The organism is Streptomyces sp. NBC_01352, assembly GCF_036237295.1.
Classification (GTDB): domain Bacteria; phylum Actinomycetota; class Actinomycetes; order Streptomycetales; family Streptomycetaceae; genus Streptomyces; species Streptomyces plumbiresistens.
Window position 1 is genome coordinate 8656142 of sequence record NZ_CP108354.1, and the last position, 24842, is coordinate 8680983.

Below are 24842 nucleotides of genomic sequence, written 5' to 3' on the forward strand. Positions count from 1 at the left end.
CCGCCGGACAGGCCCCGGACCCGACCCGAACGAGCCGCGCAGCGCTTTCAGGAGCGCCATGACTCGATCGGATTGCCCAGCCAGCGGGTGTCGTCGGGAACGGACTCCGCCGCCATCACCAGCGACGCCGGACCCAGAGTGGTACGGGCGCCGACCGTGCTGCCGGGCAGGACGATTCCGCCAGGACCCAGCGTCGCGCCCTCACGGAGGACCACAGTATCCGTCCGCAAGATCCGGTCGTGGAAGAGGTGCGTCTGGAGCACACAGCCCCGGTTCACCGTCGCCGCGTCCCCCAGCGTCACCAGGTCGGTCTCGGGCAGCCAGTAGCTCTCCACCCACACACCCCGTCCGATCTTCGCGCCCAGCCCGCGCAGCCACGCCGTCATCACCGGCGTACCCGGCACCGAACCGGCCAGCCACGGCACCGCCACCACCTCGACGAAGGTGTCCGCCAGCTCGTTGCGCCACACGAACCCGCTCCACAGCGGATGCTCCCCGCTGCGGTGCCGCCCCACGAGCGACCACTTCGCCACGACGGACACGACACCCGCCGTGACCCCGGCCCCGAGCAGCACCAGCCCCGACACCAGGGGCGCCCAGGCACCGAGCGAACCCAGCGCGCACAACGCCGCCACCGTCAGCACGGCGATCCCCGCCGAGCAGAACACCGGCACGATCCGGCACAGCTCCACCAGGCCGCGCGCCCACAGCAGCCCCGCCGGCGGGTCGTACGTCCGGCTCTGGTCACCGCCGGCCGCCGCGCGCGGCAGCTTCACCGGCGGCAGCCCCAGATAGGAGCTGCCCTTCTTAGCCTTCTTCGGCGTCGCCGACAGCACACCCACCAGCCCGCCGTCCGGCACCGACCGCCCCGGCCCGGTCATCCCCGAGTTCCCGAGGAAGGCCCGCCGCCCGATCTCGGCCCGCCCGATCCGCATCCAGCCACCGCCGAGCTCGTACGGCGCGGTCAGCGTGTCGTCGGCCAGGAACGCGCCCTCGCCGACCGTCGTCAGGCTCGGCAGCGCGAGCACGGTCGACACCTCGGCGCCCCGCCCGATCCGCATCCCGAGCAGCCGCAGCCACACCGGCGTGACCAGCCCGGCGTACAGCGGGAACAGCGTCTCCCGCGAGCGGTCCATCAGCTGCGTGACCGTCCAGGCCTGCCAGCCGATCCGGCTGTGCGTGGGGTGCGTACCCTCCCGCAGGCCCAGGCTGAGCAGCCGTACGGCGATCAGGAGCAGCAGCGCGTACGCCAGCCCGAAGGCCAGCGTCGCCGGGACGAGGGCGAGCGCGGCACCCTGGAGCGCCTCGCCGAGCCCGGCTCCGGATTCCACGAACACGCGCGCCACCAGCAGCGCCGCCAGGCCCGCCAGCACCGGCAGCAGCGTCAGCGCGAAGCCCGCCATGCCGTACATGACACGCCAGTACGTGCCCCGCACCGGCCGCTCCTTCGGCCAGTTCCGCTTGGCCTTGCCGAGCTTGACCGCGGGCGCGCCCGCCCAGCGCTGCCCGGTCGGGATCTGGCCGGTGACGGCCGAACCGGGTGCCACCTCGGCCCGCTTGCCGACCCGGGCGCCCGGGAAGAGCATGCTGCGCGTGCCGACGACGGCGTGCCCGCCGACCCTGACCGCGCCGATCTCCAGCCGGTCGCCGTCCAGCCACCAGCCGGACAGGTCCACCTCGGACTCCACGGCCGCGCCCCGGCCCAGCCTGAGCATGCCGGTGACCGGCGGCAGCGAGTGCAGGTCCACGTCGGGACCGACCTTGGCGCCCAGCGCCCGCGCGTACCGCTCCAGCCATGACCCGGTCAGCGAGGTCGCCCCGCTGAACTCGGCCAGCCGCTCGGCGGTCCACAGCCGCAGATGCACGCTGCCACCGCGCGCGTACCGCCCCGGCTGCACACCGCGCAGCAGCAGCCGCGCCCCGCCCGCGGCGATCGCGAGCCGCCCCGGCGGGCTGAAGAACAGCAGCGCCCCGGCCCCGACGGCCCACCAAGGGGCGGTCGGCAGCCAGGAGTAGGCGGGCAGCACGTTCCCGAGCGCGGCCAGTACCACACTCCAGCGCAGTCCGAGCAGCGTGAACAGGGGGAGCAGTACGAGGAGTTGGATCGCCTGGGCGCGGACCGGAACCGGAGCGACGGTCCGCTCGGCACCGTCGTCCTGCGAGGACTCCTCCAGGTGCCGCGCGAGCTTGCGCAGCACGGGCTGCTGGTAGATGTCGAGGACGGCCGCGCTCGGGTAGCGGGTCCGCAGCCGTGTGGTCAGCTGGGCGGCGGCGAGGCTGCTGCCGCCGATCGCGAAGAAGTCGTCCCGCGCACTCGACACGGGGATGCCGAGAACCCCGCTCCACTGCTCGGCGAGCCAGGCCTCGGTGCCGTACAGCTGCTCGGCCGGACCACCGGTCGTGAGCCCCTCCAACGGCCAGGGAAGGGCGCCCCGGTCCACCTTGCCGCTCGTCCGGGTCGGCAGGTCGTCGACCGGCGCGAGCAGCGGGACGAGCGCGGCCGGCAGTTCCGCCCGCAGCTTCTCCACGGCCGCCGTGTGGTCCCAGCCGTCCTGGGTGACGACGTAGCCGACGAGGAGCTGGTTGCCGCTGCGGGCGGTGCGCACCGCGGCCGCGGCCCCCGCCACGCCGGGCAAGGCCTGGAGCGCCGCGTCCACCTCGCCGAGCTCGATGCGCCGGCCGCCGAGCTTGATCTGCTCGTCGGCCCGCCCGAGGAAGACCAGCCCCTGAGGCTCCGCCTTGACGAGGTCACCGCTGCGGTACGCCCGCTCCCAGCCGAGGGACTCCAGCGGCGCGTACTTCTCCGCGTCCTTCTCGGCGTCGAGATACCGCGCGAGCCCGACCCCGCCGATCACCAGCTGCCCGGTGCCGCCCATCGGCACGGGCTCCCCGGCCTCGTCCACGACGGCCAGCTCCCAGCCGTCCAGCGGCAGCCCGATGCGGATCGGCTCCTCGCCGCTCATCAGTGACGCGCAGGCCACGACGGTCGCCTCGGTCGGGCCGTAGGTGTTCCAGACCTCGCGCCCTTCCGTCACCAGCCGCTGCACCAGCTCGGGCGGGCAGGCCTCACCGCCGAAGATCAGCAGCCGTACGTCGTTCAGGTGCTCGGGCTCCCACAGTGAGGCCAGCGTCGGCACGGTCGACACCACGCTGATCTCCTGATCGGCCAGCCAGGGACCGAGATCGGCACCGCTCCTGACCTGCGAGCGCGGCACCGGCACCAGGCACGCCCCGTACCGCCACGCCAGCCACATCTCCTCGCAGGACGCGTCGAACGCGACCGACAGACCCGCCATGACCCGGTCCCCGGGCCCGATCGGATCCTCCGTGAGGAACAGCGCCGCCTCGGCGTCCACGAACGCGGCGGCACTGCGATGGCTGACGGCGACGCCCTTGGGCTTCCCGGTGGATCCGGAGGTGAAGATGATCCAGGCGTCGTGCTCCGTGCCGGGCCGCGCCGCGGGCAGGTCGCTGCGCGAGAACACGGTGAGCTCGTGCCCGCCCCCGACGACGGCCCGCACCTGCGCCTCCCCGAACACCAACTCGGCCCGCTCGTCCGGGTCCTCGGCGTCCACCGGCACATAGGCGGCCCCGGCGGCCAGTACGGCGAGAATCGCGACGTACAGCTCGTTGGTGCCGGACGGCACCCGGACCCCCACCCGGTCCCCGAGCCCGACCCCGGCACCGGCCAGCGCGCGCCGCAGCTCCTCCACCGCGGCGGCCAGCTGCCGGTAGGTCAGGCGCGTGGTGCCGTCGTCCAGGGCGAGTTCGTCGGGATACGACCGCACCGACGCGTCGAAGATGTCGACGAGGGTGCGCGGCGAGGCCGCCGGCCCCCCGGAGAAGCGTGCCGTGTCGCCGAACCGTTCTCGGAGCTCTTCGTCGAGCAGGCCGAGAGCACTGCTCTCGTGTATCGCTGCCATCGGGCCCTCGCGTCTCGATCCCGGAAGCCTCCGGGGCGCTGGCGGGGCCCGCAGGTCTGCCTGGGGTTGTCCGTTTCCAGCTCCGTTCCGTAACAAGCCGGAAATTTTAGTACGACGCTAGGCTCGGGCCCCTTGTCCGGCCACTCGGGACGGCCTTTCGAGGGCCTGCACGCGCCCCGCGCAGGGGCGTTGACCTGGTGATCTTCGGGCCGAGGAGAGATGGCCCACACAACGAGCGAGGGTCGCGATCCAGTGATCGCGACCCTCGCTCATCTCGAGTGTCCGAGGGGGGACTTGAACCCCCACGCCCGATAAAGGGCACTAGCACCTCAAGCTAGCGCGTCTGCCATTCCGCCACCCGGACAAGGTGTCTGTCGTGCGGGGTTTCCCTCGCGGCGACGGAGAAAACATTACCAGGCTTTCGAGTGCCCCCTGGTCACCCCCCGTCGCACCACCGGAGCGCCCCCCGGCCGGGCGTGAACGACGTGTGACGGGGCGGGACCGGCCTTGGGGGTGAGCGGTAGGAGAGGGAGGATGAGGGGGACCACCAGCAGCGACGGCCCGGGAGGAAGCAGCGTGAGCGAGACGGACACGGCCAGGAGCGTCACCGGCGAGGACGAGGTCGTGGACCTCTGCCGCGAGCTGATCCAGATCGACACCAGCAACTACGGCGACCACTCGGGCCCCGGGGAGCGCAAGGCGGCCGAGTACGTCGCCGAGAAGCTCGCCGAGGTGGGGCTCGAACCGCGGATCTTCGAGTCGCACCCGGGCCGCGCGTCCACCGTGGCCCGCATCGAGGGCGCGGACCCGACCCGGCCCGCGCTGCTCATCCACGGCCACACCGACGTCGTACCGGCCAACGCGAGCGACTGGACCCACCACCCCTTCTCCGGCGAGGTCGCGGACGGGTGCGTGTGGGGCCGTGGCGCCGTCGACATGAAGGACATGGACGCGATGACCCTCGCGGTCGTACGGGACCGGCTGCGCAGCGGGCGCAAGCCGCCCCGGGACATCGTCCTGGCGTTCCTCGCGGACGAGGAGGCGGGCGGCACGTACGGCGCCAAGCACCTCGTCAAGAACCACCCCGATCTCTTCGAGGGCGTCACGGAGGCGATCAGCGAGGTGGGCGGATTCTCGTTCACCGTGAGCGAGGAGCGGCGCCTCTATCTGATCCAGACGGCCGAGAAGGGCATGCACTGGATGAAGCTGACCGTGGCCGGCACCGCGGGCCACGGGTCGATGATCCACCGGGACAACGCCATCACCGAGCTGTCGGAGGCCGTCGCGCGGCTCGGCCGGCACACCTTCCCGGTGAGGGTCACCAAGACAACCCGGGCATTCCTCGACGAACTCGGCGACGCGTTGGGCCTCGAGCTCGACCCGGAGGACATGGAGTCGACCCTCGTCCGGCTCGGCGGCATCGCCAAGCTCATCGGCGCCACCCTGAGCAACACGGCCAATCCCACCCAGCTGGGCGCCGGCTACAAGGTCAACGTCATCCCGGGCGAGGCCACCGCGCACGTGGACGGGCGGTTCCTGCCGGGGCACGAGGAGGAGTTCCTCGCCGACCTCGACCGGATCCTCGGACCGAACGTGCGGCGCGAGGACGTGCACGCCGACAAGGCCGTCGAGACCACCTTCGACGGGGCGCTGGTGGCGGCCATGCAGTCCGCGCTGGTCGCCGAGGACCCGGCCGCCAAGGCGATCCCCTACATGCTCTCCGGCGGGACCGACGCCAAGTCCTTCGACGACCTCGGCATCCGGGGCTTCGGCTTCGCCCCGCTCAAGCTGCCGCCGGAGCTGGACTTCGCCGGGATGTTCCACGGCGTGGACGAGCGGGTGCCGGTGGACGGGCTGCAGTTCGGCGTACGGGTGCTCGACCGGTTCATTGATGCGTCCTGATTTGCCTCACTGAAACGACACTTCAGTATTCGCTCGAACGTACGGAACCTACTGGGAAGAGTGAATGCGACGATAAGCTCGTAGCTCCAATACCCCCTCCTCGTTACTGGTGATGCGATCCGCTACTTGGGATCGCATTGCCAACAAGGAGAGAATAATGATCAAGAAGATCGTCGCCGCTGCCGTTGCCACTGGTGGTCTGGTTCTCGCGGGCGCGGGCATGGCCGTCGCCGACTCGGGTGCCCAGGGTGCGGCCGTGCACTCCCCGGGTGTCCTTTCCGGGAACGTCGTCCAGGTTCCCGTTCACATCCCGGTGAACGTCTGCGGCAACACGGTCTCCGTGATCGGGCTGCTGAACCCCGCCTTCGGCAACACCTGCATCAACAAGTGACGTTGTGCCTCGCCCCGTGAGGGGCTGAGCCCGTCGGCCCCGGAGCGCGCGCCATGCGCTCCGGGGCCGACCGGCCTTTTCGGAACGATTCTTTTCGAACGGCGAGAACCCGAACGTCGGAACTCGAATGCCGGAACCCGGACTTCGAAAACTTGAGAATCGGGAACCCGACCGTCGAGAATGCGAACTTCGGGAATTCGGGACAAGGTCGAAGGCAGGGATTCAGCAATGCGACAGGTCACCCGCAAAGGCTTGATGACCGTGGCCGCCGCCACCGGCGTGATCGCCGCCACCGGTGGTGCGGCACACGCGGACTCGGGGGCGAGCGGATCGAGCACGAACTCGCCCGGCGTGCTGTCGGGCAACTCGGTGCAGGCGCCGGTGAACGCGCCGGTCAACGTCTGCGGCAACACGGTCAACGTCGTCGGGCTCCTCAACCCGGCGATGGGCAACAAGTGCGTCAACACCGGCGTCAAGAGCGGTGGTGGCAGCGGCTCCTCCGGTGGGTACGGCGACTCCGGCTCCGGGGGCTCGGAGGCGGGCGGGCACACCGGCGGCTCGCCGGGCGTCGGCTCCGGCAACCACGTCGAGGCGCCGATCGACGCACCGGTGAACGTCTGCGGCAACAGCGTCGACGTCATCGGGATCGGCAACTCCACCACGGCCAACGACTGTGCGAACGAGGGCGGTTCCGGCGGGACCGAGCCTGATGAAGGCGGTCAGGAGACGCCGCCCGGCAGCCCCGAGCAGCCGGGCAACCCGGTGGAGCCGGGCCGCCCCGGCGCCCCGAACACACCGCCGCCCGGCCCGGGCGTCGAGACGCCGGTCGGCTCGCACCCCAACCAGCCGGGTGCCCAGTCGTTCACCCAGCCGCGAGCGGCCGCACAGCTCGCGCACACCGGCAGTGACCTGCCGATGGGTCTCGCGCTCCCCGTGGGCGCGGGGGCGCTGCTGGCGGGAGTGACGCTCTACCGCAAGGCGCGCGCCTCGGCGTAAACCGGGGCAAGAAAGTCACGTCACCGCGAATCTCCCCCGCGGTGCGTGCTACGGAGCGGGCCCTGCCGCGGTGGGGCCCGCTCCGTTTCGGTCGCCTCAGATCACCACGTGGCGCGGACCTGGCGGATGATCCGCCGGCGCAGCCGCACCCTGCGGCTGCCGTCGCGCAGCAGGCTCAGGCGGTCCAACTCCCAGTGTCCGTACTCGGCATGGTCCGTCAGCAGGCGTGTCGCGTCCTTGCGGGAAACCCCGCGCGGTACGTACACGTCGACAAATTCGTATTCCGGCATCGCATCTATTGTGCGGTCTGGGGCCCGGTACGGATAGCGTCTGCACTATGTCTGATGCTGCGCAGCCCACGGCTGCCGAGGTACGCGCCGCCGCCGAGGCGGTCAAGACCGCGCTCGACCGCCACCTGGCCGCGGTCGAACGCCGGTCCGGGGAGGACGACCCGGCCGTATACGAGGCGTTCAACGAGCTGGCCGCGGCCGCGGAGGCGTACGACGAGCTCCTTTACGACCGCTATGACGAGGTCACGCCCTTCGAGATCCCCGGCGCGGAAGACTCACTGCCCCCGTACGTCGGCCCGGAGGAGCCGAACGCCCTCAGCGTGCTGATCCGCCGCGACTACGCCGTGGTGGAGCCCCAGCGGCTGCTGGCGCAGGCCCAGCGGGTCGAGGCGGCGGACTACGACGAGAGCGGGGAGGCCTCGAGCACGGTGCACGGGGCGCTCGGCATCCTGTTCGGCGAGTTCGAGGCGGACGAGATCGCCTCCCGGCACAAGGAGTTCGGCCTGGAGGAGGGCGACTCCACGCTCTGGGTGACGGCGGCGGACGAGACGGCGGAGCCCGGGGAGTGGCTGGAGGCACCGTTCGAGCAGATCGATCCGCAGCGGGTGGTGTGCCGCTTCGACGTCAGCGCGGTCTTCGACGAGGACGTGGACGACATCGACGACGAGGACGACGCCGACGACGCTGACGACGCGGACGTGCGGGAGATCGACGACGCGGAGGACGAGGACCTGGAGCGGCTGGACGCGGATCGGTGAGCTGACCCGCACCGCGCACCGGCTGTGACCGCGGCGGCGGTCCCGGAGGCCACGCAGGCTCTCCGGGACCGCCGCCGTCCTCGTGTGCGGGGCCGCCCGGTCAGCCGGCCGTCGGGATCTGCGGAGCGAGCAGCGCGGGCAGGCGGGTCGTGCGCGGCTTCGCCGGGATCTCGGCCACGGCACGGGCCAGTGCCTGGTCCACGCCGTGGACCACGGACAGGTGGCGGTCCGCCCGGCCGAACGCCGTGTACACCCAGGGCCGGCTGAGCACCTGCACGGCGTCGCCGGGCAGCACCACGACCACCGCGGGCCACCGCGAGCCCACCGCCTGGTGCGCGGTCAGCGCCCACCCGTGCCGCACGGACTGCTCCACCCGATCCTGCGGTACGACGACGGCCTCGCCGGCGCACGACAGGTGCAGCCCGTCGGCGTCGGCCTTGACCACACGGCCCGGCAGCGTACGGCCCGGCGCGGGGGAGTAGGCGATCCGGTCGCCGGGGTCGAAGCCGCCGAAACGCCCGGGGCCGGGGTTGAGCCGCTCCTTGAGGACCACGTTCAGCGCCCGGGTGCCGACCGCGCCGCCGTGACCCGGCGTGATCACCTGGGTCTCCTCGGCGGGCACCCCGATCGCCCGGGGCACCGAGTCCGCGACGAGCTGCACGGTCCGGTGCACGGCCTCGCCCGCGTCCCGCACCGGGACGATCACGACCTCCTTGCCGGGGGCCTCGACCTGGTTGAGCTCGCCGATGCCGATGCCGGAGACCAGCTCGCCCAGCGGACCCGGGTCCGGGCGCCGGGAGGCGATCTGCGGGCAGATCCGCGCGGCCAGCAGATCCGCGAACACCCGCCCGGGACCCACCGACCACAGCACCGCCGGATCCCCGGCCAGCACCAGCCGGGCGCCGTCCGCCAACGACTCGGTGAGGAGTGCCGCCGTCTCGACGTCCAGCTGCGGCGCGTCGAGCACCACGAGCAGGTCGAGATCCAGCGCCCCGTCGGCGTCCCGGCCGGGCCCTTCGGCACCGGACAGCAGCCCGGCGACGGTGGCGACAGCGGGCTCATCGGATTCCGGTACCTCGGCACGGGCGACCTGCGCCGCGAAGCGGTCGCGGCCGACCGGGCCGTGCGCGGCGGCCCAGGCACGCAGCCCGAGCCCACGGGCCGCGCCCAGCAGCAGGGCCGGCTCGGCCAGGGAGGCCTCGCCGCCCGTGTGCAGGACCAGACCGTGGCCCGCGACCGCCCGGATCAGCTCGGCGGCGGAGCCCCCGGCCGCGGCGGCCGCCTGCTCCCAGTCCGCGGCCGAACCATCCTCCTTCGGCACCGAGTTGACCAGCCGGGCCAGGCCGTCGGCGAGGCTCTCCTCCGCGAGGGCGTACCGCTCCAGACCGACGAGGACACGCACCGGGCGCTCCTCGACCTCATCGTCCCCCTCCGCCTCCGCCTTCGGGTCCCGCTCCCGCTGGGCCGGCGCCCCGGGCTCGTCCAGGGCGTCCTGGAAGACCAGGGCGTCGCCCTCGGCGATCGTGTCCTGCACGGCCGCATCCGGATCCGGCACGGCCCGCTGGGCCAGCGCGGCGGTGAGCGCCGGCATCTCCAGGGCGGTGTGCCCGGCGAGGGCGGCCTGCTCCAGCAGCCAGACGGTGACCGCACGGCCGCGCCGCTCGTCGTCCGGAGCGCACTCCGCGCCGAGCAGTGCCCGCGCGAACCCGTCGGCCTGCTCGGGCCGCACGCCCGCGACCCGCAGCAACTGCCAGGGGTCCGCCCGCAACTGCTCGTCGGCACCCTCCCCGAGGGCCGCGGCGACCTGCGGTGCGAGCGCGTCAGGTGCACCGCCCTCGGTCAGCACCCGGGTGACGGACTCGATGTTCTCCGGCGCGGGGGCCGCGGGGGCCACCACCGGGCCGGCCGACACCGGCTGCTGCCTAGGCTGCGGTGCGGTGCGGCGCGGTGCGGGTTCGGGCTCGCTGAAGACGGCGGCCACCGGCTTCTCACCGCTCTCCACCGCCCGTACGGCCGCCAGGAGGTCCGCGGCCTTCCCACTGAGCTTGGTCCCGGCGGGAATGGGCCCCTGCTTCTCGGCCTTCCGCCTCTCGATCCGCTCCCGCTCCAGCCGCTGGGCGGCCAGCTCGGCCTCGGCCTCGGACAGCTTCTTCGCCTCTTCGGCGTCGCCCTCGCCGGTCGCGGGCTCCGGGGCGGTCGCGCCCTCGGCGACAGCTGCCTCGGGGGCGGTGCCCTCCGCCGCGGCGCCCGGCGTCCTGGGCTCGGCGACCTCTGTGGCCTCTGCGTCCTCAGCGGGCTCCGGCTCCGTGCTCACAGCGTGCTCCAGTCGTGATCGGGATAGCGGTGCACGGGCGCCGACACATCGTCGAGCGCCCGGCAGATCTCGTCAGGAAGACTAAGGGCCTCCACTGACAATGCCGCCGTGAGCTGCTGCGCGTTGCGCGCGCCGACGATCGGCGCGGCCACGCCCGGCCGGTCGCGCACCCATGCCAGGGCCACCTGTATCGGGGTCACCGCGAGCCCGTCCGCCGCCGTCGTCACGGCGTCCACGATGCGGCTCGCCGTGTCGTCGAGGTACGGCGCGACGAACGGCGCCAGATGCTCCGAGGCGCCCCGCGAGTCGGCCGGCGTGGAGTGCCGGTACTTGCCGGTGAGCACGCCCCGGCCGAGCGGCGACGAGGGCAGCATGCCGATGCCCAGGTCCAGGGCGGCCGGCAGCACCTCGCGCTCGACGCCGCGCTGGAGCAGCGAGTACTCCAGCTGCGTGCTCGCCAGCCGGGTCCGCGTGCCCGGCGCGGAGATCTGCCAGGTCGCGGCCTTGGCGAGCTGCCAGCCACAGAAGTTCGAGACCCCGGCATACCGGGCCCGTCCGCTGCTGACCGCCAGGTCGAGCGCCTGGAGGGTCTCCTCAAGCGGGGTGTCCGGGTCGAAGGCGTGGATGTGCCACACGTCGACGTAGTCCGTGCCGAGCCGGGCCAGCGAGGCGTCCAGCGCGGAGAGCAGGTGCCCGCGCGAGCCGTCGAACCGGCGGTCGGGATCCGGCACGCTGCCGGCCTTCGTCGAGATGACCAGGTCCCGGCGCGGCACGAGGCCTTCTATGAGACGTCCGAGCAGATACTCCGCCTCCCCGTCGCCGTACACGTCCGCCGTGTCGACGAGGCTCCCACCCGCTTCCCAGAACGTCTTCAAGAGGTCCGCGGCGTCGTGCTCGTCGGTGTCCCGGCCCCAAGTGAGAGTGCCGAGCCCGATCCGGGACACACGCAGGCCGGTGCGGCCGAGATGCCTCTGCTCCATGAACGCCGAGATTACTGGCCAGAACCTGTCGCGTGGGGGCCTGTGGATAACCAGTTTCCGCCGAGGACACGGGCGTTGATCCGGGCGTCCCCGAGGGCTCGGCCGGGACACACCCCCAGGCGCCCGCCCCCGCCCGCACGCTAAGGTCTCCCGGCAAGGGACGTTACTGATCGGTAAGGGGATTCGGCATGCAGCTCGGGATCAACCTCGGCTACTGGGGTGCCGGCATGGACGCGGACAATCTGGCCGTCGCCCAGGAGGCCGACCGGCTCGGATACGCCGTCTGCTGGGCCGCCGAGGCCTACGGCTCGGATGCGGCCACCGTACTCAGCTGGGTCGCCGCGAAGACCGAGCGCATCGACGTGGGCTCGGCCATCTTCCAGATCCCGGCCCGCCAGCCGGCGATGACCGCGATGACCGCCGCCACCCTCGACTCGCTCTCCGGCGGCCGCTTCCGCCTCGGCCTCGGCGTCTCGGGCCCGCAGGTCTCGGAGGGCTGGTACGGCGTCAAGTTCGACAAGCCGCTGTCCCGCACCCGCGAGTACGTCGAGATCGTACGGAAGGCGATGACCCGCGAGCGGCTGTCGTTCGAGGGCGAGCACTGGACGCTGCCCCTGCCCGGCGGCCCCGGCAAGCCCCTCAAGCTCACCGTGCACCCGGAGCGCGAGCACATCCCGCTGTACATCGCCGCCATCGGCCCGAAGAACCTCGAGCAGACCGGCGAGATCGCGGACGGCGCGCTGCTGATCTTCCCCTCGGCCGACCACCTCGAGGACACGGCGATCAAGTACCTGCGCGCGGGACGCGAGAAGGCCGGCAAGACCCTCGACGGCTTCGACATCTGCCCGACCGTGCCCCTCGCCGTGGGCGAGGACAAGGACGTGACCACGCTCGCCGACACCTTCCGCCCGTACACCGCGCTGTACGTCGGCGGCATGGGCAGCAGCAAGCAGAACTTCTACAACCAGCTCGCCCGGCGCATGGGCTACGAGCAGGAGGCCGCCGAGATCCAGGACAAGTACCTGTCCGGCGACAAACAGGGCGCGGCCGCCGCCATTCCGCACGACCTGATCGACCGGACGACACTGCTGGGCTCGGTCGACCGCATCGCGGACCGGATGCAGGCGTACGCCGCGGTCGGAGTCACCACGCTCACCCTCGCCCCCGCGGGCTTCACCCTCGACGAGCGGATCGCGTCCCTGCGCGCGGGCACCGAGGCCCTGGAGCGAGCCGGCCTCGCGTAGGAGCAGCCGGTTCGACCACCGGAGGTTTCCGCGGCCGTGGTGGGGGCTCGGGGGTCTTCCCCGCCACGGCCGTCACGCGGAACAACGCGCCCGGACCCTCCCGGTTACGCCCCAGGAGCGACCCCGGAGGTCCTCCTTTTGGCGGAGTTGTCCGACACAGCTGTTGCAGCACCCCTCTCGCCGCATTTGACTCGTTCTTTGCGGAACCTGCGGAGAGTCCTGCGGAGAGGTGCTGACGATGCTTTCGGCCAAGAGTCTGTTCCAGGAGATCCTCGACAACGACGAGTCCTACCGGCTGTTCTGCTCCATCGCGGCGAGCGGGGAGTCGCAGGGCGGCTGGGAGAACGCCCGTATCGCGGCGCTCGTCCCCGCGAGCGAGCGCGAACTGGCCCCCAAGATCACCCGGCACGGAGCGGACGAGGACAAGCACGGGCGGATCTTCAACGCCCTGATGAAGAAACGCGCTCTCGAACCCGTCCCCGTCCCGCCCGAGACCGACTACACGATGCTTCTGGAGAAGCACGGCATCGGACTCGCCCACGAGAAGCTGAAGAGCGACGAGCCGCTGACCGTGCAGGACATCGTCACCTACCTCGCCCACAGCAGGGTCACCGAGCAGCGCGCCTCGGAGCAGATGGACCTGCTGCGCAAGCACTTCGCCGACCATCCCGACCTCGGCCGCGCGGTCAGGATGATCTCCAGCGACGAGGACAACCACCTCGCCTACTGCCATGAGGAGCTCCTGCGCTTCGCGGCCGCCGGGCACGGCCGCGCGATCCAGCGGACACTGCGGGAGAGCGCGCTCGCGGAGATCCGCATCTACCGGGACGTCAGCCTCGCCGTCATGTCCCACATGGGCCGCATCCTCGGCTGGTCGAGGACGAAGTCGGCGGTGCTCGCGGCGGGCATCCACGCGGTGTACGCGTACGAACGCGTGGCGGGCTGGCGCCGGATGGTGTCCCTGCGGATGCCGGAACGCCGAAACGCCCTGGGCGGCCCCGCGCCCTCGGCCCCCGAGTTCGCCTGAACCGGACCCGCTACATCCACCCCCGGCTCTTGAACAGCCGGTACAGCAGCACCTCCAGGGCGGCCATCAGCCCGATCACCGCCGGATACGCCCACACCCACCGCAGCTCCGGCATGTGCTCGAAGTTCATGCCGTAGATCCCCGCGATCATCGTGGGGACCGCGGCCATGGCCGCCCACGCGGAGATCTTCCGCATGTCGTCGTTCTGCCGGACGCTCATCTGCGCCAGATGCGCGGACAGGACGTCCGAGACCAGCCGGTCCAGGCCCTCCACGGACTCGTTCACGCGCGTGAGGTGGTCGCTGACGTCACGGAAGAAGGGCTGCGCCCTGTCGTTCACGAAGGGCACCGTCCCGCCGAACTGCCCCACGCCCGCGAGGCGGGTCAGCGGCAGCGCGAGCGGGCCGCTCGCCCGGCGGAACTCGAGGATCTGGCGCTTGAACGTGTAGATCCGGGACGCGGTGTGGCGCGAGCCGCCGCCGTCGGGCGAGAACACCTCCGTCTCCAGCTCCTCCAGGTCGGTCTGCAACTCGGTCGCCACGTCCAGGTAGTGGTCGACGACGGCGTCGGCGACCGCGTACATCACGGCGGTGGGGCCCTTGCCGAGCAGCTCGGGCTCCTGCTCCATGCGATGCCGTACGGCACCCAGCGGGGAGCCCTCGCCGTGCCGGACGGTCACCACGAACGAGTCGCCGAGGAAGAGCATGACCTCGCCGGTGGACACGGCGTCGCTCTGCGGCTCGTACACGACCGGCTTGAGGACCAGGAACAGCGAGTCGTCGTAGACCTCCAGCTTGGGCCGCTGGTGGGCCTTCAGGGCGTCCTCGACCGCCAGCGGATGCAGGCCGAACTCCTGGGTGACGTGGTCGAACTCCTTCTCGGACGGCTCGTGCAGACCGATCCAGACGAAGCCGTGCGCCGCCCGGGCCTCGGCCAGGGCGTCGGACAGATCCTCGGGGCCCTCCGTGCGGTGTCCGTCCCGGTAAATGGCACAGTCGACGATCACGCGGCGCATTCTCCTTCGGCCCCCGGGCCCTCGCACTCGGGCGTACGCCTACGCTGGGCCGCATGCCCACGTTGATCCTCGTCCGGCACGGACGTTCCACCGCCAACACCGAGGGACTGCTCGCCGGCTGGACGCCCGGTGTCGCCCTCGACGAGCGTGGCGCCGCGCAGGCCGCCGCGCTGCCCGGGCGGCTCGCCGAGCTGCCGATCTCCGAGGTCGTCAGCAGCCCGCTGCAGCGCTGCCAGGAGACGATCCGGCCGCTGCTCGACGCCCGCCCCGGCCTCACCGCGCACACCGACGAGCGGATCGGGGAGTGCCACTACGGCGACTGGTCCGGCCGTAAGCTCGCCGAACTCGCGGACGAGCCGCTGATGGAGGTCGTGCAGGCGCACCCGTCGGCGGCCGCCTTCCCCGGTGGCGAGTCGATGCGGTCGATGCAGACCCGCGCCGCCGAAGCGGTGCGCGAGTGGAACGCGCGCGTGGAGCGCGACCACGGCGGGGACGCCGTCTACCTCATGTGCTCCCACGGCGACATCATCAAGTCGTTGGTGGCGGACGCACTCGGACTTCATCTCGACCTCTTCCAGCGGATCTCCGTTGAACCGTGTTCCATCACCGCGATCCGTTACACCCGCTTGAGGCCGTTTCTCGTCCGCCTCGGCGACACCGGCGATTTCCGGTCCCTGGCGCCGCGCGAGGAGCCTCCGGCCGACGAGGCCACCGTCGGGGGTGGTGCGGGCGCACCGTGATCGTCGGGCGCAGTAGGGTGAAGCGGTTCACACCCACGATTTCAATGGAGACAGGACGTGTCCCGTCAGGTGTTCCTCTACGACCCCCCGGAGCGCTTCGTGGCCGGTACGGTCGGACTGCCCGGACGCCGTACGTTCTTCCTCCAGGCCACGGCCGGCCCCCGGGTGACCAGCGTGGCCCTGGAGAAGACCCAGGTGGCCGCGCTCGCCGAGCGCATGGACGAGCTGCTGGACGAGGTCGTACGCCGTAGTGGCGGCAGCGCCGCCGTCCCGGCGGTGGTACCCACCGAAGTCGCCGACACCCGCCCTCTCGACACCCCCGTCGAGGAGGAGTTCCGGGTCGGCACCATGGCCCTCGCCTGGGACGGCGAGGAACAGCGCATGATCGTCGAGGCGCAGGCCCTCGTGGAGCTCGACGCCGACTCCGAGGAGGACCTCGCCGAGGCCGAGGAGCGTCTCCTCCAGGACGAGGAGAACGGTCCCCCGATGCTGCGGGTCCGGCTCACCGGCGCGCAGGCGAGAGCCTTCGCCAAGCGGGCCCTGGACGTCGTCAACGCCGGGCGGCCGCCGTGCCCGCTGTGCAGCCTCCCGCTCGACCCGGAAGGACACGTATGTCCGCGCCAGAACGGATACCGCCGCGGAGCGTGACGACCGGGGCGACACCTGCCGAACTCCTCGCCGAGGGCGAGCTCACCGTGCGCGGCCGCATCCGCGAGGCGTCCAACGCGGCGCTCTACTGCACGGTCACGCGCGACGGGCAGGAGGCCGCCTGCATCTACAAGCCGGTCGCCGGCGAGCAGCCCCTGTGGGACTTCCCCGACGGGACCCTCGCCCAGCGTGAGGTCGCCGCGTACGAGGTCTCCGAGGCGACCGGCTGGGGGCTCGTACCGCACACCGTGCTGCGGGACGGGCCGTACGGCGAGGGCATGTGCCAGCTGTGGATCGAGGTGACGCCCGGGGCCGAGCTGCTCGCGCTCGTGGACGCTCAGGAGCCGGAGCCCGGCTGGAAGGCGATCGGCTTCGCCGAGGTCGGGGAGGGACGGACCGCGCTGCTCGTGCACGCCGACGACGAGCGGCTGCGCCGGCTCGCCGTGCTGGACGCCGTGATCAACAACGCGGACCGCAAGGGCGGCCACCTCCTGCCCGCCGCCGGGGACCGGCTGTACGGCATCGACCACGGGGTCACCTTCAACGCCGAGAACAAGTTGCGGACGCTGCTGTGGGGGTGGGCCGGGGAGCCGCTGACGGGTGAGGCGGTCGACGTCCTCAAAGGCCTCAAGGAGGCGCTGGCGGAGGGCGGGACCCTGGCCACCACGCTGACCCGCCTGATCACAGCCGTGGAACTCGACGCCACGCGCGCGCGGGTGGACGCGCTGCTGGCGTCGGGGAAGCATCCGGAGCCGAGCGGGGAGTGGCCGGCCATTCCCTGGCCGCCGGTATAGCTGCACAATGGCCCGTAGCGCGCAAGAACGCCTTACCGGCCATCCGGCCCGGTCCGGTTCGTATACGGAACATCCGTCCGGTTAGGCTCATGACATGCATGCCTGGCCCGCTTCCGAGGTCCCCGCCCTGCCTGGTCAGGGCCGCGACCTGAGGATCCACGACACCGCGACCGGCGGTTCGGTCCTCCTCGACCCCGGTCCCGTCGCCCGTATCTACGTCTGCGGCATCACGCCGTACGACGCGACCCATCTGGGTCACGCGGCGACCTACAACGCGTTCGACCTCGTCCAGCGCGTGTGGCTCGACAACAAGCGGCAGGTTCACTACGTCCAGAACGTCACCGACGTCGACGATCCGCTGCTCGAGCGGGCGGAGCGCGACGGTATCGACTGGGTCGCCCTCGCCGAGAAGGAGACGGCCCTCTTCCGCGAGGACATGACCGCCCTGCGGATGCTGCCCCCGCGGCAGTACATCGGCGCGGTCGAGGCGATACCCGGCATCGTGCCGCTCGTCGAGCGGCTGCGGGACGCGGGTGCCGCCTACGAACTCGAGGGGGACGTCTACTTCTCCGTCGAGTCCGACCCGAACTTCGGCAGGGTGTCCAACCTGGACGCCGCCGCCATGCGGCTGCTGTCCGCCGAGCGCGGGGGCGACCCCGACCGGCCGGGCAAGAAGAACCCGCTCGACCCGATGCTGTGGATGGCCGCGCGTGAGGGCGAGCCCAGCTGGGACGGCGCCTCGCTCGGGCGCGGCCGGCCCGGCTGGCACATCGAGTGCGTCGCCATCGCCCTCGACCACCTCGGGATGGGCTTCGACGTCCAGGGCGGCGGCTCCGACCTCGCCTTCCCGCACCACGAGATGGGCGCCTCGCACGCCCAGGTGCTGACCGGCGAGTTCCCCATGGCCAAGGCGTACGTCCACGCCGGCATGGTCGCGCTGCACGGCGAGAAGATGTCCAAGTCCAAGGGGAACCTGGTCTTCGTCTCGCAGCTCAGGCGTGAGGGCGTCGACCCCGCCGGCATCCGGCTCGCGCTGCTCGCCCATCACTACCGGGCCGACTGGGAGTGGACCGACCAGGTCCTCCAGGACGCCCTCGACCGGCTCGGCCGCTGGCGTGCCGCCGTCTCCCGGCCCGACGGTCCGCCCGCCGAGGCGCTCGTCGAGGAGATCCGGGAGGCCCTCGCCGCGGACCTGGACGCGCCGGCCGCGCTGACCGCCGTGGACCGGTGGGTGACGCTCCAGAGCGAGCGGGGCGGTACGGACGAAGGCGCGCCGGGTGTGGTGTCGCGTGCGGTCGACGCGCTGCTGGGCGTGGCGTTGTAGCGCCGCAGGACACACGACCCGAGGAACACGAGAGAGGGGCGCTTCCCCCGCGGGGGAAGCGCCCCTCCCGTTCTTCCGGGTGGGTCCCTTCAGGAGCCGGTCAGATCCGCTGGATCCGCACGCTCCGCAGGACGTTCGGCGACTGGGTGTCCCAGACGCCGATCACCTGGTGGCCGAAGGCGAAGGCCTCCTGGATCTGCTGGTGGATCTGCGGGGTCGGATTGTTGAGGACCCGGAACTGGCCGTCGATGCGCAGGAAGATCTGCTGGGGCTGGCCCTGCAGCGGGTGGACGACGTCGATGAAGCCGCCCGCCGCGCCGGAGGCGAGGGACTGCGCCTGGACCTGCTGGATCACCTGCTGGACCACGGTCTGCGCGAGCTGCTGCAACTGCTGTTGCATCTGCTGCTCGGCCTGCCGTGACTGCTGCTCCTGCTGCCCCTGGCCGAACTGGGTCTGGGCGAGCTGCTGCAGCAACTGCTGGAACGGCTGCTGCTGGCCCAGCTGCTGGAGCTGCTCGAGCGTGCCGCCGCCCATGCCGCCGCCCATGCCGAACGGCTGGTTCTGCTGCTGGTACGGGGACGTGCTCGGGAACTGCCCCTGCTGCTGTCCCTGTTGGCCCTGCTGTCCCTGCTGACTCATCTGCGGGTTGATGCTCATGCGTGTGCCACCTTCCATGGATGGAACGGGTGGAATGAGTGGAACGGGTGGACCGGGTGGACCGGGTGGACCGGGTGGACCGGATGGAAGAGGAACCGTCAGCCTGCGATGACGAGGCCGACGATCTCGTCGTCCGAGAACCAGACCTGGACGTCCGGCCGTCCCCCCGCGAAGGCGGTGTGCACCGCCTGGCGGATCTCGGGGGACGGGTGGTTGAGGCTGCGCCAGCCGCCGGCCACGAACAGCCGGAGCCGGGGCGGGAGTTCGCGCGGATACGGCAGCAGTTCGTCCCAGTACCGTTCGGCCCGGCCCGAGCCGACCGCCTCGGGCAGCAGCCGGGTGACCGCCGCCCTGATGTCGGGCCGGTTGCCGATCCGCTGGGAGGCGGGCCGGCCCGGCGCGTCCTGCTGCGGGGAGCCGGTGGCCCGCAGCACCGAACGGGCGCGTTCGGGGGACATCGGCGGCTGGCCGGCCGCCTTCAGCATGCCCTGCAGCGCCGCCAGCGCGCCGACCACCACCGGGGAGGCGGAGGAGGTCCCGGAGAACGTGTCCGTGTACCAGGCGATCTCCTCGGGCCCGCCCTGCAGGTCGCCGGGCCGGTCCCAGGAGCCGCCGGTGGTCGTGACCTCGCGGCCCCAGCCCTGGGCGTCCACGCGGGCGCCGTAGTTCGAGAACGCCAGCCGGGAGCGGTCCGGGCCGTGGTCGCGGCCGTGCGTGCCGGGCGGCGGGGCGCCCGCGCCGACCAGGACGGCGCCGGAGGACTGGTTGGACGGGTTGAACGGGCCCCGCCACCACTGGGGGAACTCGTCCGGGCGGCGCTCGTACACCCCGTCGTCGAGGGACTCGCCGCCGTTGCCCGCGGCCGCCACCACGAGGACACCCTTGGCGGTCGCGTACCGGACGGCCGCGAAGTCGTCCGGCCACCACTCCAGCGCGATGTACCCGCGCTGGTCGTCGCGCTCCTCGAAGTCGAACCGCGGTCCGGGCCGCTGCAGTTCGACCAGCACGACGTCGCCGGGGGCGAGCCGGTCGGCCGCCGCGTGGATCGCGGCCGCGGTGCCGATGTCCTGGAAGGACGCCGCCGCGGTCACCGCGTCCGGCGCGATGCCGGTGACGCCGTGCTCACCCCGGTCGCCGCCGATCACGCCGATCACGGCGGTGCCGTGGTTGCGCCAGGCGAGGTCGGTCAGCGGGGTGCCGACGACCACGCCGGCGAGCTTGGCGGCCAGGTCCTCGTGGCCCAGCTGCCAGGCGCCCTCGACGTCGATCACCGTCACGCCCTGGCCGGTGCCGCCGGGCCGCTGCCAGGCCCAGTAGGCGTCGATGCCCTCGGGCGCGGGCCGCAGATACCCCTGACGGCCGGTGAAGTCGGGGGTGACCGGCGCCCCTTCCTTCAGCCGCCGGGTGTCCTCCCCGATCTGCCCGAGGGAGGCCGGTACGGCGCGCGGCTTCACGTACGCCGTGTCGACGCCCGGCAGCGCGGCGATCCGGGCCCGCAACTCCTGGGCGCGGTTCTGCCCGCCGCGCACCCGGTAGAAGAGCGCCAGGTCGGGCACGTCCTCCGGGCCCGCTGCGGCGGACTGCTGGAGCCGCTCCTCGCTGCCGAACAGCGGTTCCAAAGCGAGCTGTTCATCACTGAGGAACATGTTGAGGGCCGACACGTCGGCGCCCGCCGCCGAGCGGACGCCCTCGGCGCCGGCCCGCAGCCGGGCCTCGGGACGTGCGACGACGACCAGTTCCTGCTCGGCTCCTCGATAATTGAATCCCGATCCGTCGGGCCCCGGGCCGGACGCTCCCGGGCCCTGCGGCGGCTGTCCCTGCTCGGTCATGGGGTGCTCCCTTCGTCCGTGCGGGTGCGCCTTCGGGCCCCAACCAAGCACTCCCACGGCGGCCCGTCCACCCCTGTGTTGGCCAACTCGGTTTGAGGTAAGTTGAATTGGGTACCGTGTGCAATCCGTCCTGAAACAGATGTCACGTCACAATCCGGCCGTAGCCTGCGGAGGCGAGGGGCATGTGATGGGGTGGGAGCGTCTGTTGACCGCACGGCCGGCCACGGGCCGGCCCTCACGCAGAAGGACGTCCAGTGGCACCCGCAGACCATTCCTTCGCACGTCGAAGACTGCTCACCACGGCCGCCGCCCTCTCGGGCGCGGCCCTCCTCCCGGGCACCGCGCACGCGGCCGGAACCCGGCAGTCCAGCTGGCCCGCACAGTTCCCGCTGCCCGACGGCTTCCAGCCCGAGGGCATCACGATCGGCGCGCAGCCCTTCGCATACTTCGGCTCGCTGGCCAACGGCGACATCTACCGGGCGAGCCTCGCCACCGGCCGGGGCTCCGTCATCAGCAAGGGCCTCGGCCCGGGACACCCCACCGTCGGCCTGAAGACCGACCGGCACGGCACGATCTTCCTGGCCGGTGGCGTCAGCGGCGAGATCCGCACGGTCGACGTCCGCACCGGCGAGATCAAGAAGGTGTACGCCACCGGCGGCACCTTCGTGAACGACGTGATCCTCACCCCGGGCGCCGCCTGGTTCACGGACTCCTTCAAACCCCAGCTCTACCGGCTGGCCCGCGGTGCCGTGGACACCCTGCCACTGACCGGCGACTGGCAGCAGGGCCCGGACTTCACCGCCAACGGCATCGAGCGCACCCCCGACGGCAGCGCCCTGCTCGTGGTCAACGCCTTCGCGAACGGCGGTGGCCTGATGCGGGTCGACCCGCGCACCGGCGTCGCCCGCGTCGTCGACCTCGGCGCGGCGAAGCTGCCCAACGGGGACGGCCTGCTGCTGCTCGGCCGGATCCTCTACGCCGTCCAGCAGCAGCAGAACGCGATCGACGTGTTCCGGCTGAACGACGCCGGCACCAGGGGCACCGCGATCGCCCGCATCACCGACCCGCGCTTCCGCATCCCGACGACGGTGGCGGCTTGGGGCGAGCGGCTGTACCTGCCGAACGCGCGCTTCGACGTGGAGCCGACACCGGACACCGAGTACGACGCGGTGGCGGTGAAGCGGGTCTGATCACAGCAGGGGCGGTGCGCGATGCGCACCGCCCTCACTGGTTCAGTCCTCCGATGAAGAGTCCTCGTCGTCCGCCCCCGGCTTCGGGGGCTTCGGCGGCTTCGCACGACCGCCGGGGTTGTCCCTCAGATACGACGTGCTGTCGCTGCCGTCGGCCGTGGCATGCCCGCCCGGACCGCCCGGACCTCCCGGTCCGCCGTCCCGGCGCCGCAGGTACCGCTCGAACTCGCGGGCGATCGCCTCGCCCGACGCCTCCGGCAGCTCCGCGGTGTCCCGGGCCTCCTCCAGCGTCTGGACGTACTCGGCGACCTCGCTGTCCTCCGCGGCCAGCTGGTCCACGCCCACCTGCCAGGCGCGCGCGTCCTCGGGCAGTTCGCCCAGCGGGATGCGCACGTCGATCAGGTCCTCCAGACGGTTGAGGAGGGCCAGCGTCGCCTTCGGGTTCGGCGGCTGCGAGACGTAGTGCGGCACCGCGGCCCACAGCGACACGGCCGGTACGCCCGCGTGCGTGCAGGCCTCCTGGAGGATGCCGACGATGCCCGTGGGGCCCTCGTACTTGGTCTCCTCCAGGTCCATCCGCTGCGCGAGGTCGGCGTCGGACGTGACACCACTGACCGGAACCGGACGGGTGTGCGGGGTGTCGCCCAGCAGGGCGCCCAGGATCACCACCAGCTCCACGCCCAGCTCGTGGGCGAAGCCGAGGATCTCGTTGCAGAACGAGCGCCATCGCATCGACGGTTCGATACCTCGGACGAGTACGAGGTCGCGCGGCTTGTCGCCGCCGACCCGGACGACCGAGAGCCGGGTCGTGGGCCACGTGATCTTTCGCACGCCGCCGTCCAGCCACACCGTGGGACGGTTCACCTGGAAGTCGTAGTAGTCCTCGGCGTCCAGCGCCGCGAACACCTCGCCCTTCCACTCCCGGTCCAGGTGTGCGACCGCGGTGGAGGCGGCGTCGCCGGCATCGTTCCAGCCCTCGAACGCGGCCACCATGACTGGGTCGATCAGCTCGGGAACTCCCTCCAGCTCGATCACCCAGCGCCTCCTTCCGATGTGCCCTCGCTTGACCACCCAACCTTACGGCGTGCGGCGGGGGCGCCCGCAGCCCCCTTGCACGGGGGAGTGAACGCATCACTGCCCCGATCGTCACCCCCGGACACCCCGAGCCGTCCGAGCTCTCCGGCGTCGACCGCGGCACCGGCGGGCGCTGCTGACCGGAGCCGCGGCCGCGCTCTGCTACGTGGCGGCGTTCGGCAACGCGTGCGGCACGGCCAGCGCGCTCCTCTACGGGGTGACCGCCGCGGCGGTCGGCACGGACGGCGTGCTCGCGGACCCGGCCCGTCCGGTCGCCCGGGTGCGCTGGCACTGGACCACCCGGGGCGTGTGCCGGGGACTGCTGGTCGGGACACTGCTCGGCGGGAGCATTGTGCTGGAGGGCCTGCTCTCGCCCGTACTGTCGGGGGACCCGGACAAGGAGTACATCGCACCGCCCGATCCGCTCGCGGCCCTGGGGGCCGGCGCCCAGGTCGGTGCGGTGTTCACCGTGTCCTGCCTGCTGGTGCACGCCCTGCGGGCCGTCCCCGTCGACCTCGGCGCCTCGGTCGACGGCCGGGCACTGCTCGCCAACGACCGGCGCACGCTCGGCACCTGCGTCCTGACGGCGGCCGTCATCGGCGCCGTGGTGATCGGCATCCAGGGCTGGTGTGCGGTGCTGGGGGGTTCGACGCGGGTGTGGGGAGCGCAGGCCACCGGCGGCCACCTGTGGATGTTCGCCGTGGGACTGATCCCCGCGCTGCTGACCGGACTCGCCATCGGGATCCGGCAGTCGGAATGGGGCCACTACCTCGTCGCTCGCTGCTACCTCGCACTCCGGCCGAGACTCCCGTACGACCTCATGACCTTCCTCGCCGACGCCCACGAACGGGGCGTGCTGCGCCGGGTCGGGGCCGTCCACCAGTTCCGGCACATCGAACTCCAGCACCGCCTCGCCGGGGCCGGGACCCGATCCGAGGGGTCCGGGGGGTGACGCACCGCTCCACGGGACGACTCAGAGGGTGGAGCGCAGCCACTGTTCGACGCTCGCGATGTGCACGGTCGCCCAGGACCGTGCCGCCTCCGCGTCCCGGTCGCGCAGTGCCGCCAGGATCGCCCGGTGCTCGCGCAGGGTGCCGGCGACGGCGTCCTCCTGGGTCAGCCCGCGCCAGATGCGGGCCCGGGTGGTGGGCCCGGACAGGCCGTCCAGCAGGGAACACAGCACCGAGTTCCCGGAGCTCTGCACGATCCCCCGATGGAAGTCCAGGTCGCAGGCGACCAGTTCCTCCACCGACGGGCTGTCGCCGAGCTTGTCCAACTGCGCCGAGAGCGCGTCCACTTGCTGCTCACTGATCCGCAGCGCCGCCATCGCCGTGGCGGCCGGCTCCAGGATGCGGCGTACGGCCAGGAACTCCAGCACCGTGTCGTCGCGGTGGAAGTCGACGACGAAGCTCAGTGCCTCCAGGAGGAGCTGCGGGTCGAGGCTGGTGACGTACGTGCCGTCGCCCTGCCGTACGTCCAGGATCCGGATGAGTGACAGGGCGCGCACGGCCTCCCGCAGGGAGTTGCGGGACAGTCCCAGTTCGGAGGCGAGTTCGCTCTCCTTGGGCAGCCGGTCGCCGGGGCGCAGCGCGCCGGAGACGATCATGCCCTTGATCTTCTCGATCGCCTCGTCGGTGACTGCCATGACCGGCCTCCCTTGCGCCCCGTACCATGCCGAGACATCCGATGTCTCAGCCACATTATGCGGCCTGTTCAGACGAGCGCCTCCAGATCGGCGATCACGG

General features: G+C 72.1%; 21 protein-coding genes and 1 tRNA gene. 12 read left to right on the forward strand and 10 right to left on the reverse strand.

The features are described from left to right. Positions 1-47: 47 nt before the first annotated feature. Together OG252_RS39770 and OG252_RS39775 are read right to left on the reverse strand one after the other, a co-directional pair. The gene (locus OG252_RS39770) at positions 48-3923 is read right to left on the reverse strand and encodes a Pls/PosA family non-ribosomal peptide synthetase (protein ID WP_329342282.1); all 3876 of its coding nucleotides are present in this window, start codon (positions 3921-3923) and stop codon (positions 48-50) included. A gap of 279 nt (positions 3924-4202) precedes the next feature. Beyond that, positions 4203-4287: transfer RNA gene (locus tag OG252_RS39775), tRNA-Leu, on the reverse strand. Positions 4288-4499: 212 nt separating this feature from the next. Here OG252_RS39775 and OG252_RS39780 point away from each other — a divergent pair. From OG252_RS39780 to OG252_RS39790, 3 genes are all read left to right on the forward strand, one after another. Further along, positions 4500-5825 carry a M20/M25/M40 family metallo-hydrolase gene (locus OG252_RS39780; RefSeq protein ID WP_266442467.1) on the forward strand — a complete coding sequence of 442 codons (1326 nt, stop codon included), beginning with the start codon at positions 4500-4502 and terminating at the stop codon, positions 5823-5825. Positions 5826-5982: 157 nt separating this feature from the next. Beyond that, complete coding sequence (gene chpH / locus OG252_RS39785; RefSeq protein ID WP_266442470.1) at positions 5983-6216, forward strand: chaplin ChpH; 234 nt, start codon at positions 5983-5985, stop codon at positions 6214-6216. 228 nt (positions 6217-6444) lie between these two features. Next, a complete protein-coding gene (locus OG252_RS39790) occupies positions 6445-7212 on the forward strand; it encodes a chaplin (RefSeq protein ID WP_329342284.1) in 768 nt (255 codons plus the stop codon). 101 nt (positions 7213-7313) lie between these two features. Here OG252_RS39790 and OG252_RS39795 read toward each other — a convergent pair whose 3' ends face one another. Further along, positions 7314-7502 (reverse strand): DUF5703 family protein, encoded by a 189-nt coding sequence (locus OG252_RS39795; protein ID WP_005485166.1) that lies wholly within the window; start codon positions 7500-7502, stop codon positions 7314-7316. A 47-nt stretch (positions 7503-7549) separates the two neighbouring features. Here OG252_RS39795 and OG252_RS39800 point away from each other — a divergent pair, with 47 nt between their 5' ends. After that, positions 7550-8260: a hypothetical protein gene (locus OG252_RS39800; protein WP_266442475.1), complete on the forward strand. Its 711-nt coding sequence runs from the start codon at positions 7550-7552 to the stop codon at positions 8258-8260. Positions 8261-8360: 100 nt separating this feature from the next. Here OG252_RS39800 and OG252_RS39805 read toward each other — a convergent pair whose 3' ends face one another. Next, complete coding sequence (locus OG252_RS39805; protein WP_266442478.1) at positions 8361-10574, reverse strand: ATP-dependent DNA helicase; 2214 nt, start codon at positions 10572-10574, stop codon at positions 8361-8363. Beyond that, positions 10571-11554: an aldo/keto reductase gene (locus OG252_RS39810; protein ID WP_266442481.1), complete on the reverse strand. Its 984-nt coding sequence runs from the start codon at positions 11552-11554 to the stop codon at positions 10571-10573. The genes OG252_RS39805 and OG252_RS39810 overlap by 4 nt, the downstream gene beginning before the upstream one ends. Before the next feature lie 188 nt (positions 11555-11742). Between OG252_RS39810 and OG252_RS39815 the strand changes: the two genes are divergently transcribed. Together OG252_RS39815 and OG252_RS39820 are read left to right on the forward strand one after the other, a co-directional pair. Next, entirely contained in the window at positions 11743-12798 is a 1056-nt protein-coding gene (locus OG252_RS39815) for an LLM class F420-dependent oxidoreductase (RefSeq protein WP_329342290.1), read from the forward strand. 238 nt (positions 12799-13036) lie between these two features. Continuing rightward, positions 13037-13825, forward strand: a complete 789-nt coding sequence (locus tag OG252_RS39820) for a ferritin-like domain-containing protein (protein WP_329342292.1) — start codon at positions 13037-13039, stop codon at positions 13823-13825. A 10-nt stretch (positions 13826-13835) separates the two neighbouring features. Here the strand turns inward: OG252_RS39820 and OG252_RS39825 are convergent, their stop codons facing one another. Beyond that, positions 13836-14831: a magnesium and cobalt transport protein CorA gene (locus tag OG252_RS39825; RefSeq protein WP_266442488.1), complete on the reverse strand. Its 996-nt coding sequence runs from the start codon at positions 14829-14831 to the stop codon at positions 13836-13838. Positions 14832-14893: 62 nt separating this feature from the next. Here OG252_RS39825 and OG252_RS39830 point away from each other — a divergent pair, with 62 nt between their 5' ends. The 4 genes from OG252_RS39830 to mshC all read left to right on the forward strand — a co-directional run bounded on the left by OG252_RS39830 (position 14894) and on the right by mshC (position 18346). Then, positions 14894-15580 (forward strand): histidine phosphatase family protein, encoded by a 687-nt coding sequence (locus OG252_RS39830; protein ID WP_266442490.1) that lies wholly within the window; start codon positions 14894-14896, stop codon positions 15578-15580. Positions 15581-15637: 57 nt separating this feature from the next. Continuing rightward, positions 15638-16228 carry a DUF3090 domain-containing protein gene (locus OG252_RS39835; RefSeq protein WP_266442492.1) on the forward strand — a complete coding sequence of 197 codons (591 nt, stop codon included), beginning with the start codon at positions 15638-15640 and terminating at the stop codon, positions 16226-16228. Further along, positions 16192-17022: an SCO1664 family protein gene (locus OG252_RS39840; protein ID WP_266442495.1), complete on the forward strand. Its 831-nt coding sequence runs from the start codon at positions 16192-16194 to the stop codon at positions 17020-17022. Before OG252_RS39835 ends, OG252_RS39840 begins: the two co-directional genes overlap by 37 nt. 94 nt (positions 17023-17116) lie before the next feature. Further along, positions 17117-18346 carry a cysteine--1-D-myo-inosityl 2-amino-2-deoxy-alpha-D-glucopyranoside ligase gene (gene mshC / locus OG252_RS39845; RefSeq protein WP_329342297.1) on the forward strand — a complete coding sequence of 410 codons (1230 nt, stop codon included), beginning with the start codon at positions 17117-17119 and terminating at the stop codon, positions 18344-18346. Positions 18347-18446: 100 nt separating this feature from the next. Here mshC and OG252_RS39850 read toward each other — a convergent pair whose 3' ends face one another. Both OG252_RS39850 and OG252_RS39855 read right to left on the reverse strand, forming a co-directional pair. Further along, positions 18447-19004: a hypothetical protein gene (locus OG252_RS39850; RefSeq protein ID WP_329342299.1), complete on the reverse strand. Its 558-nt coding sequence runs from the start codon at positions 19002-19004 to the stop codon at positions 18447-18449. Between the two features lie 98 nt (positions 19005-19102). Continuing rightward, complete coding sequence (locus OG252_RS39855) at positions 19103-20833, reverse strand: S8 family peptidase (protein WP_329342301.1); 1731 nt, start codon at positions 20831-20833, stop codon at positions 19103-19105. Between the two features lie 254 nt (positions 20834-21087). On the opposite strand from OG252_RS39855, the gene OG252_RS39860 reads away from it, so the two are divergent. Further along, complete coding sequence (locus OG252_RS39860) at positions 21088-22023, forward strand: superoxide dismutase (protein ID WP_329342303.1); 936 nt, start codon at positions 21088-21090, stop codon at positions 22021-22023. A gap of 42 nt (positions 22024-22065) precedes the next feature. Here the strand turns inward: OG252_RS39860 and OG252_RS39865 are convergent, their stop codons facing one another. Further along, positions 22066-23058, reverse strand: coding sequence for a PAC2 family protein (locus OG252_RS39865; RefSeq protein WP_266442511.1), 993 nt, complete (start codon positions 23056-23058; stop codon positions 22066-22068). A 205-nt stretch (positions 23059-23263) separates the two neighbouring features. Here OG252_RS39865 and OG252_RS39870 point away from each other — a divergent pair, with 205 nt between their 5' ends. Next, entirely contained in the window at positions 23264-24049 is a 786-nt protein-coding gene (locus OG252_RS39870) for a hypothetical protein (RefSeq protein WP_266442513.1), read from the forward strand. 21 nt (positions 24050-24070) lie between these two features. Here the strand turns inward: OG252_RS39870 and OG252_RS39875 are convergent, their stop codons facing one another. Further along, the gene (locus tag OG252_RS39875; RefSeq protein ID WP_266442516.1) at positions 24071-24742 is read right to left on the reverse strand and encodes a FadR/GntR family transcriptional regulator; all 672 of its coding nucleotides are present in this window, start codon (positions 24740-24742) and stop codon (positions 24071-24073) included. Positions 24743-24842 lie beyond the last annotated feature (100 nt).

Coding starts and splice junctions, on each gene's coding strand:
- OG252_RS39820 (WP_329342292.1), top strand. CDS start 13,037: ATGCTTTCGGCCAAGAGTCTGTTCCAGGAGATCCTCGACAACGACGAG.
- OG252_RS39770 (WP_329342282.1), bottom strand. CDS start 3,923: ATGGCAGCGATACACGAGAGCAGTGCTCTCGGCCTGCTCGACGAAGAG.
- OG252_RS39810 (WP_266442481.1), bottom strand. CDS start 11,554: ATGGAGCAGAGGCATCTCGGCCGCACCGGCCTGCGTGTGTCCCGGATC.
- OG252_RS39875 (WP_266442516.1), bottom strand. CDS start 24,742: ATGGCAGTCACCGACGAGGCGATCGAGAAGATCAAGGGCATGATCGTC.
- OG252_RS39855 (WP_329342301.1), bottom strand. CDS start 20,833: ATGACCGAGCAGGGACAGCCGCCGCAGGGCCCGGGAGCGTCCGGCCCG.
- chpH (WP_266442470.1), top strand. CDS start 5,983: ATGATCAAGAAGATCGTCGCCGCTGCCGTTGCCACTGGTGGTCTGGTT.
- OG252_RS39795 (WP_005485166.1), bottom strand. CDS start 7,502: ATGCCGGAATACGAATTTGTCGACGTGTACGTACCGCGCGGGGTTTCC.
- OG252_RS39850 (WP_329342299.1), bottom strand. CDS start 19,004: ATGAGCATCAACCCGCAGATGAGTCAGCAGGGACAGCAGGGCCAACAG.
- OG252_RS39830 (WP_266442490.1), top strand. CDS start 14,894: ATGCCCACGTTGATCCTCGTCCGGCACGGACGTTCCACCGCCAACACC.
- mshC (WP_329342297.1), top strand. CDS start 17,117: ATGCATGCCTGGCCCGCTTCCGAGGTCCCCGCCCTGCCTGGTCAGGGC.
- OG252_RS39840 (WP_266442495.1), top strand. CDS start 16,192: ATGTCCGCGCCAGAACGGATACCGCCGCGGAGCGTGACGACCGGGGCG.
- OG252_RS39790 (WP_329342284.1), top strand. CDS start 6,445: ATGCGACAGGTCACCCGCAAAGGCTTGATGACCGTGGCCGCCGCCACC.
- OG252_RS39800 (WP_266442475.1), top strand. CDS start 7,550: ATGTCTGATGCTGCGCAGCCCACGGCTGCCGAGGTACGCGCCGCCGCC.
- OG252_RS39815 (WP_329342290.1), top strand. CDS start 11,743: ATGCAGCTCGGGATCAACCTCGGCTACTGGGGTGCCGGCATGGACGCG.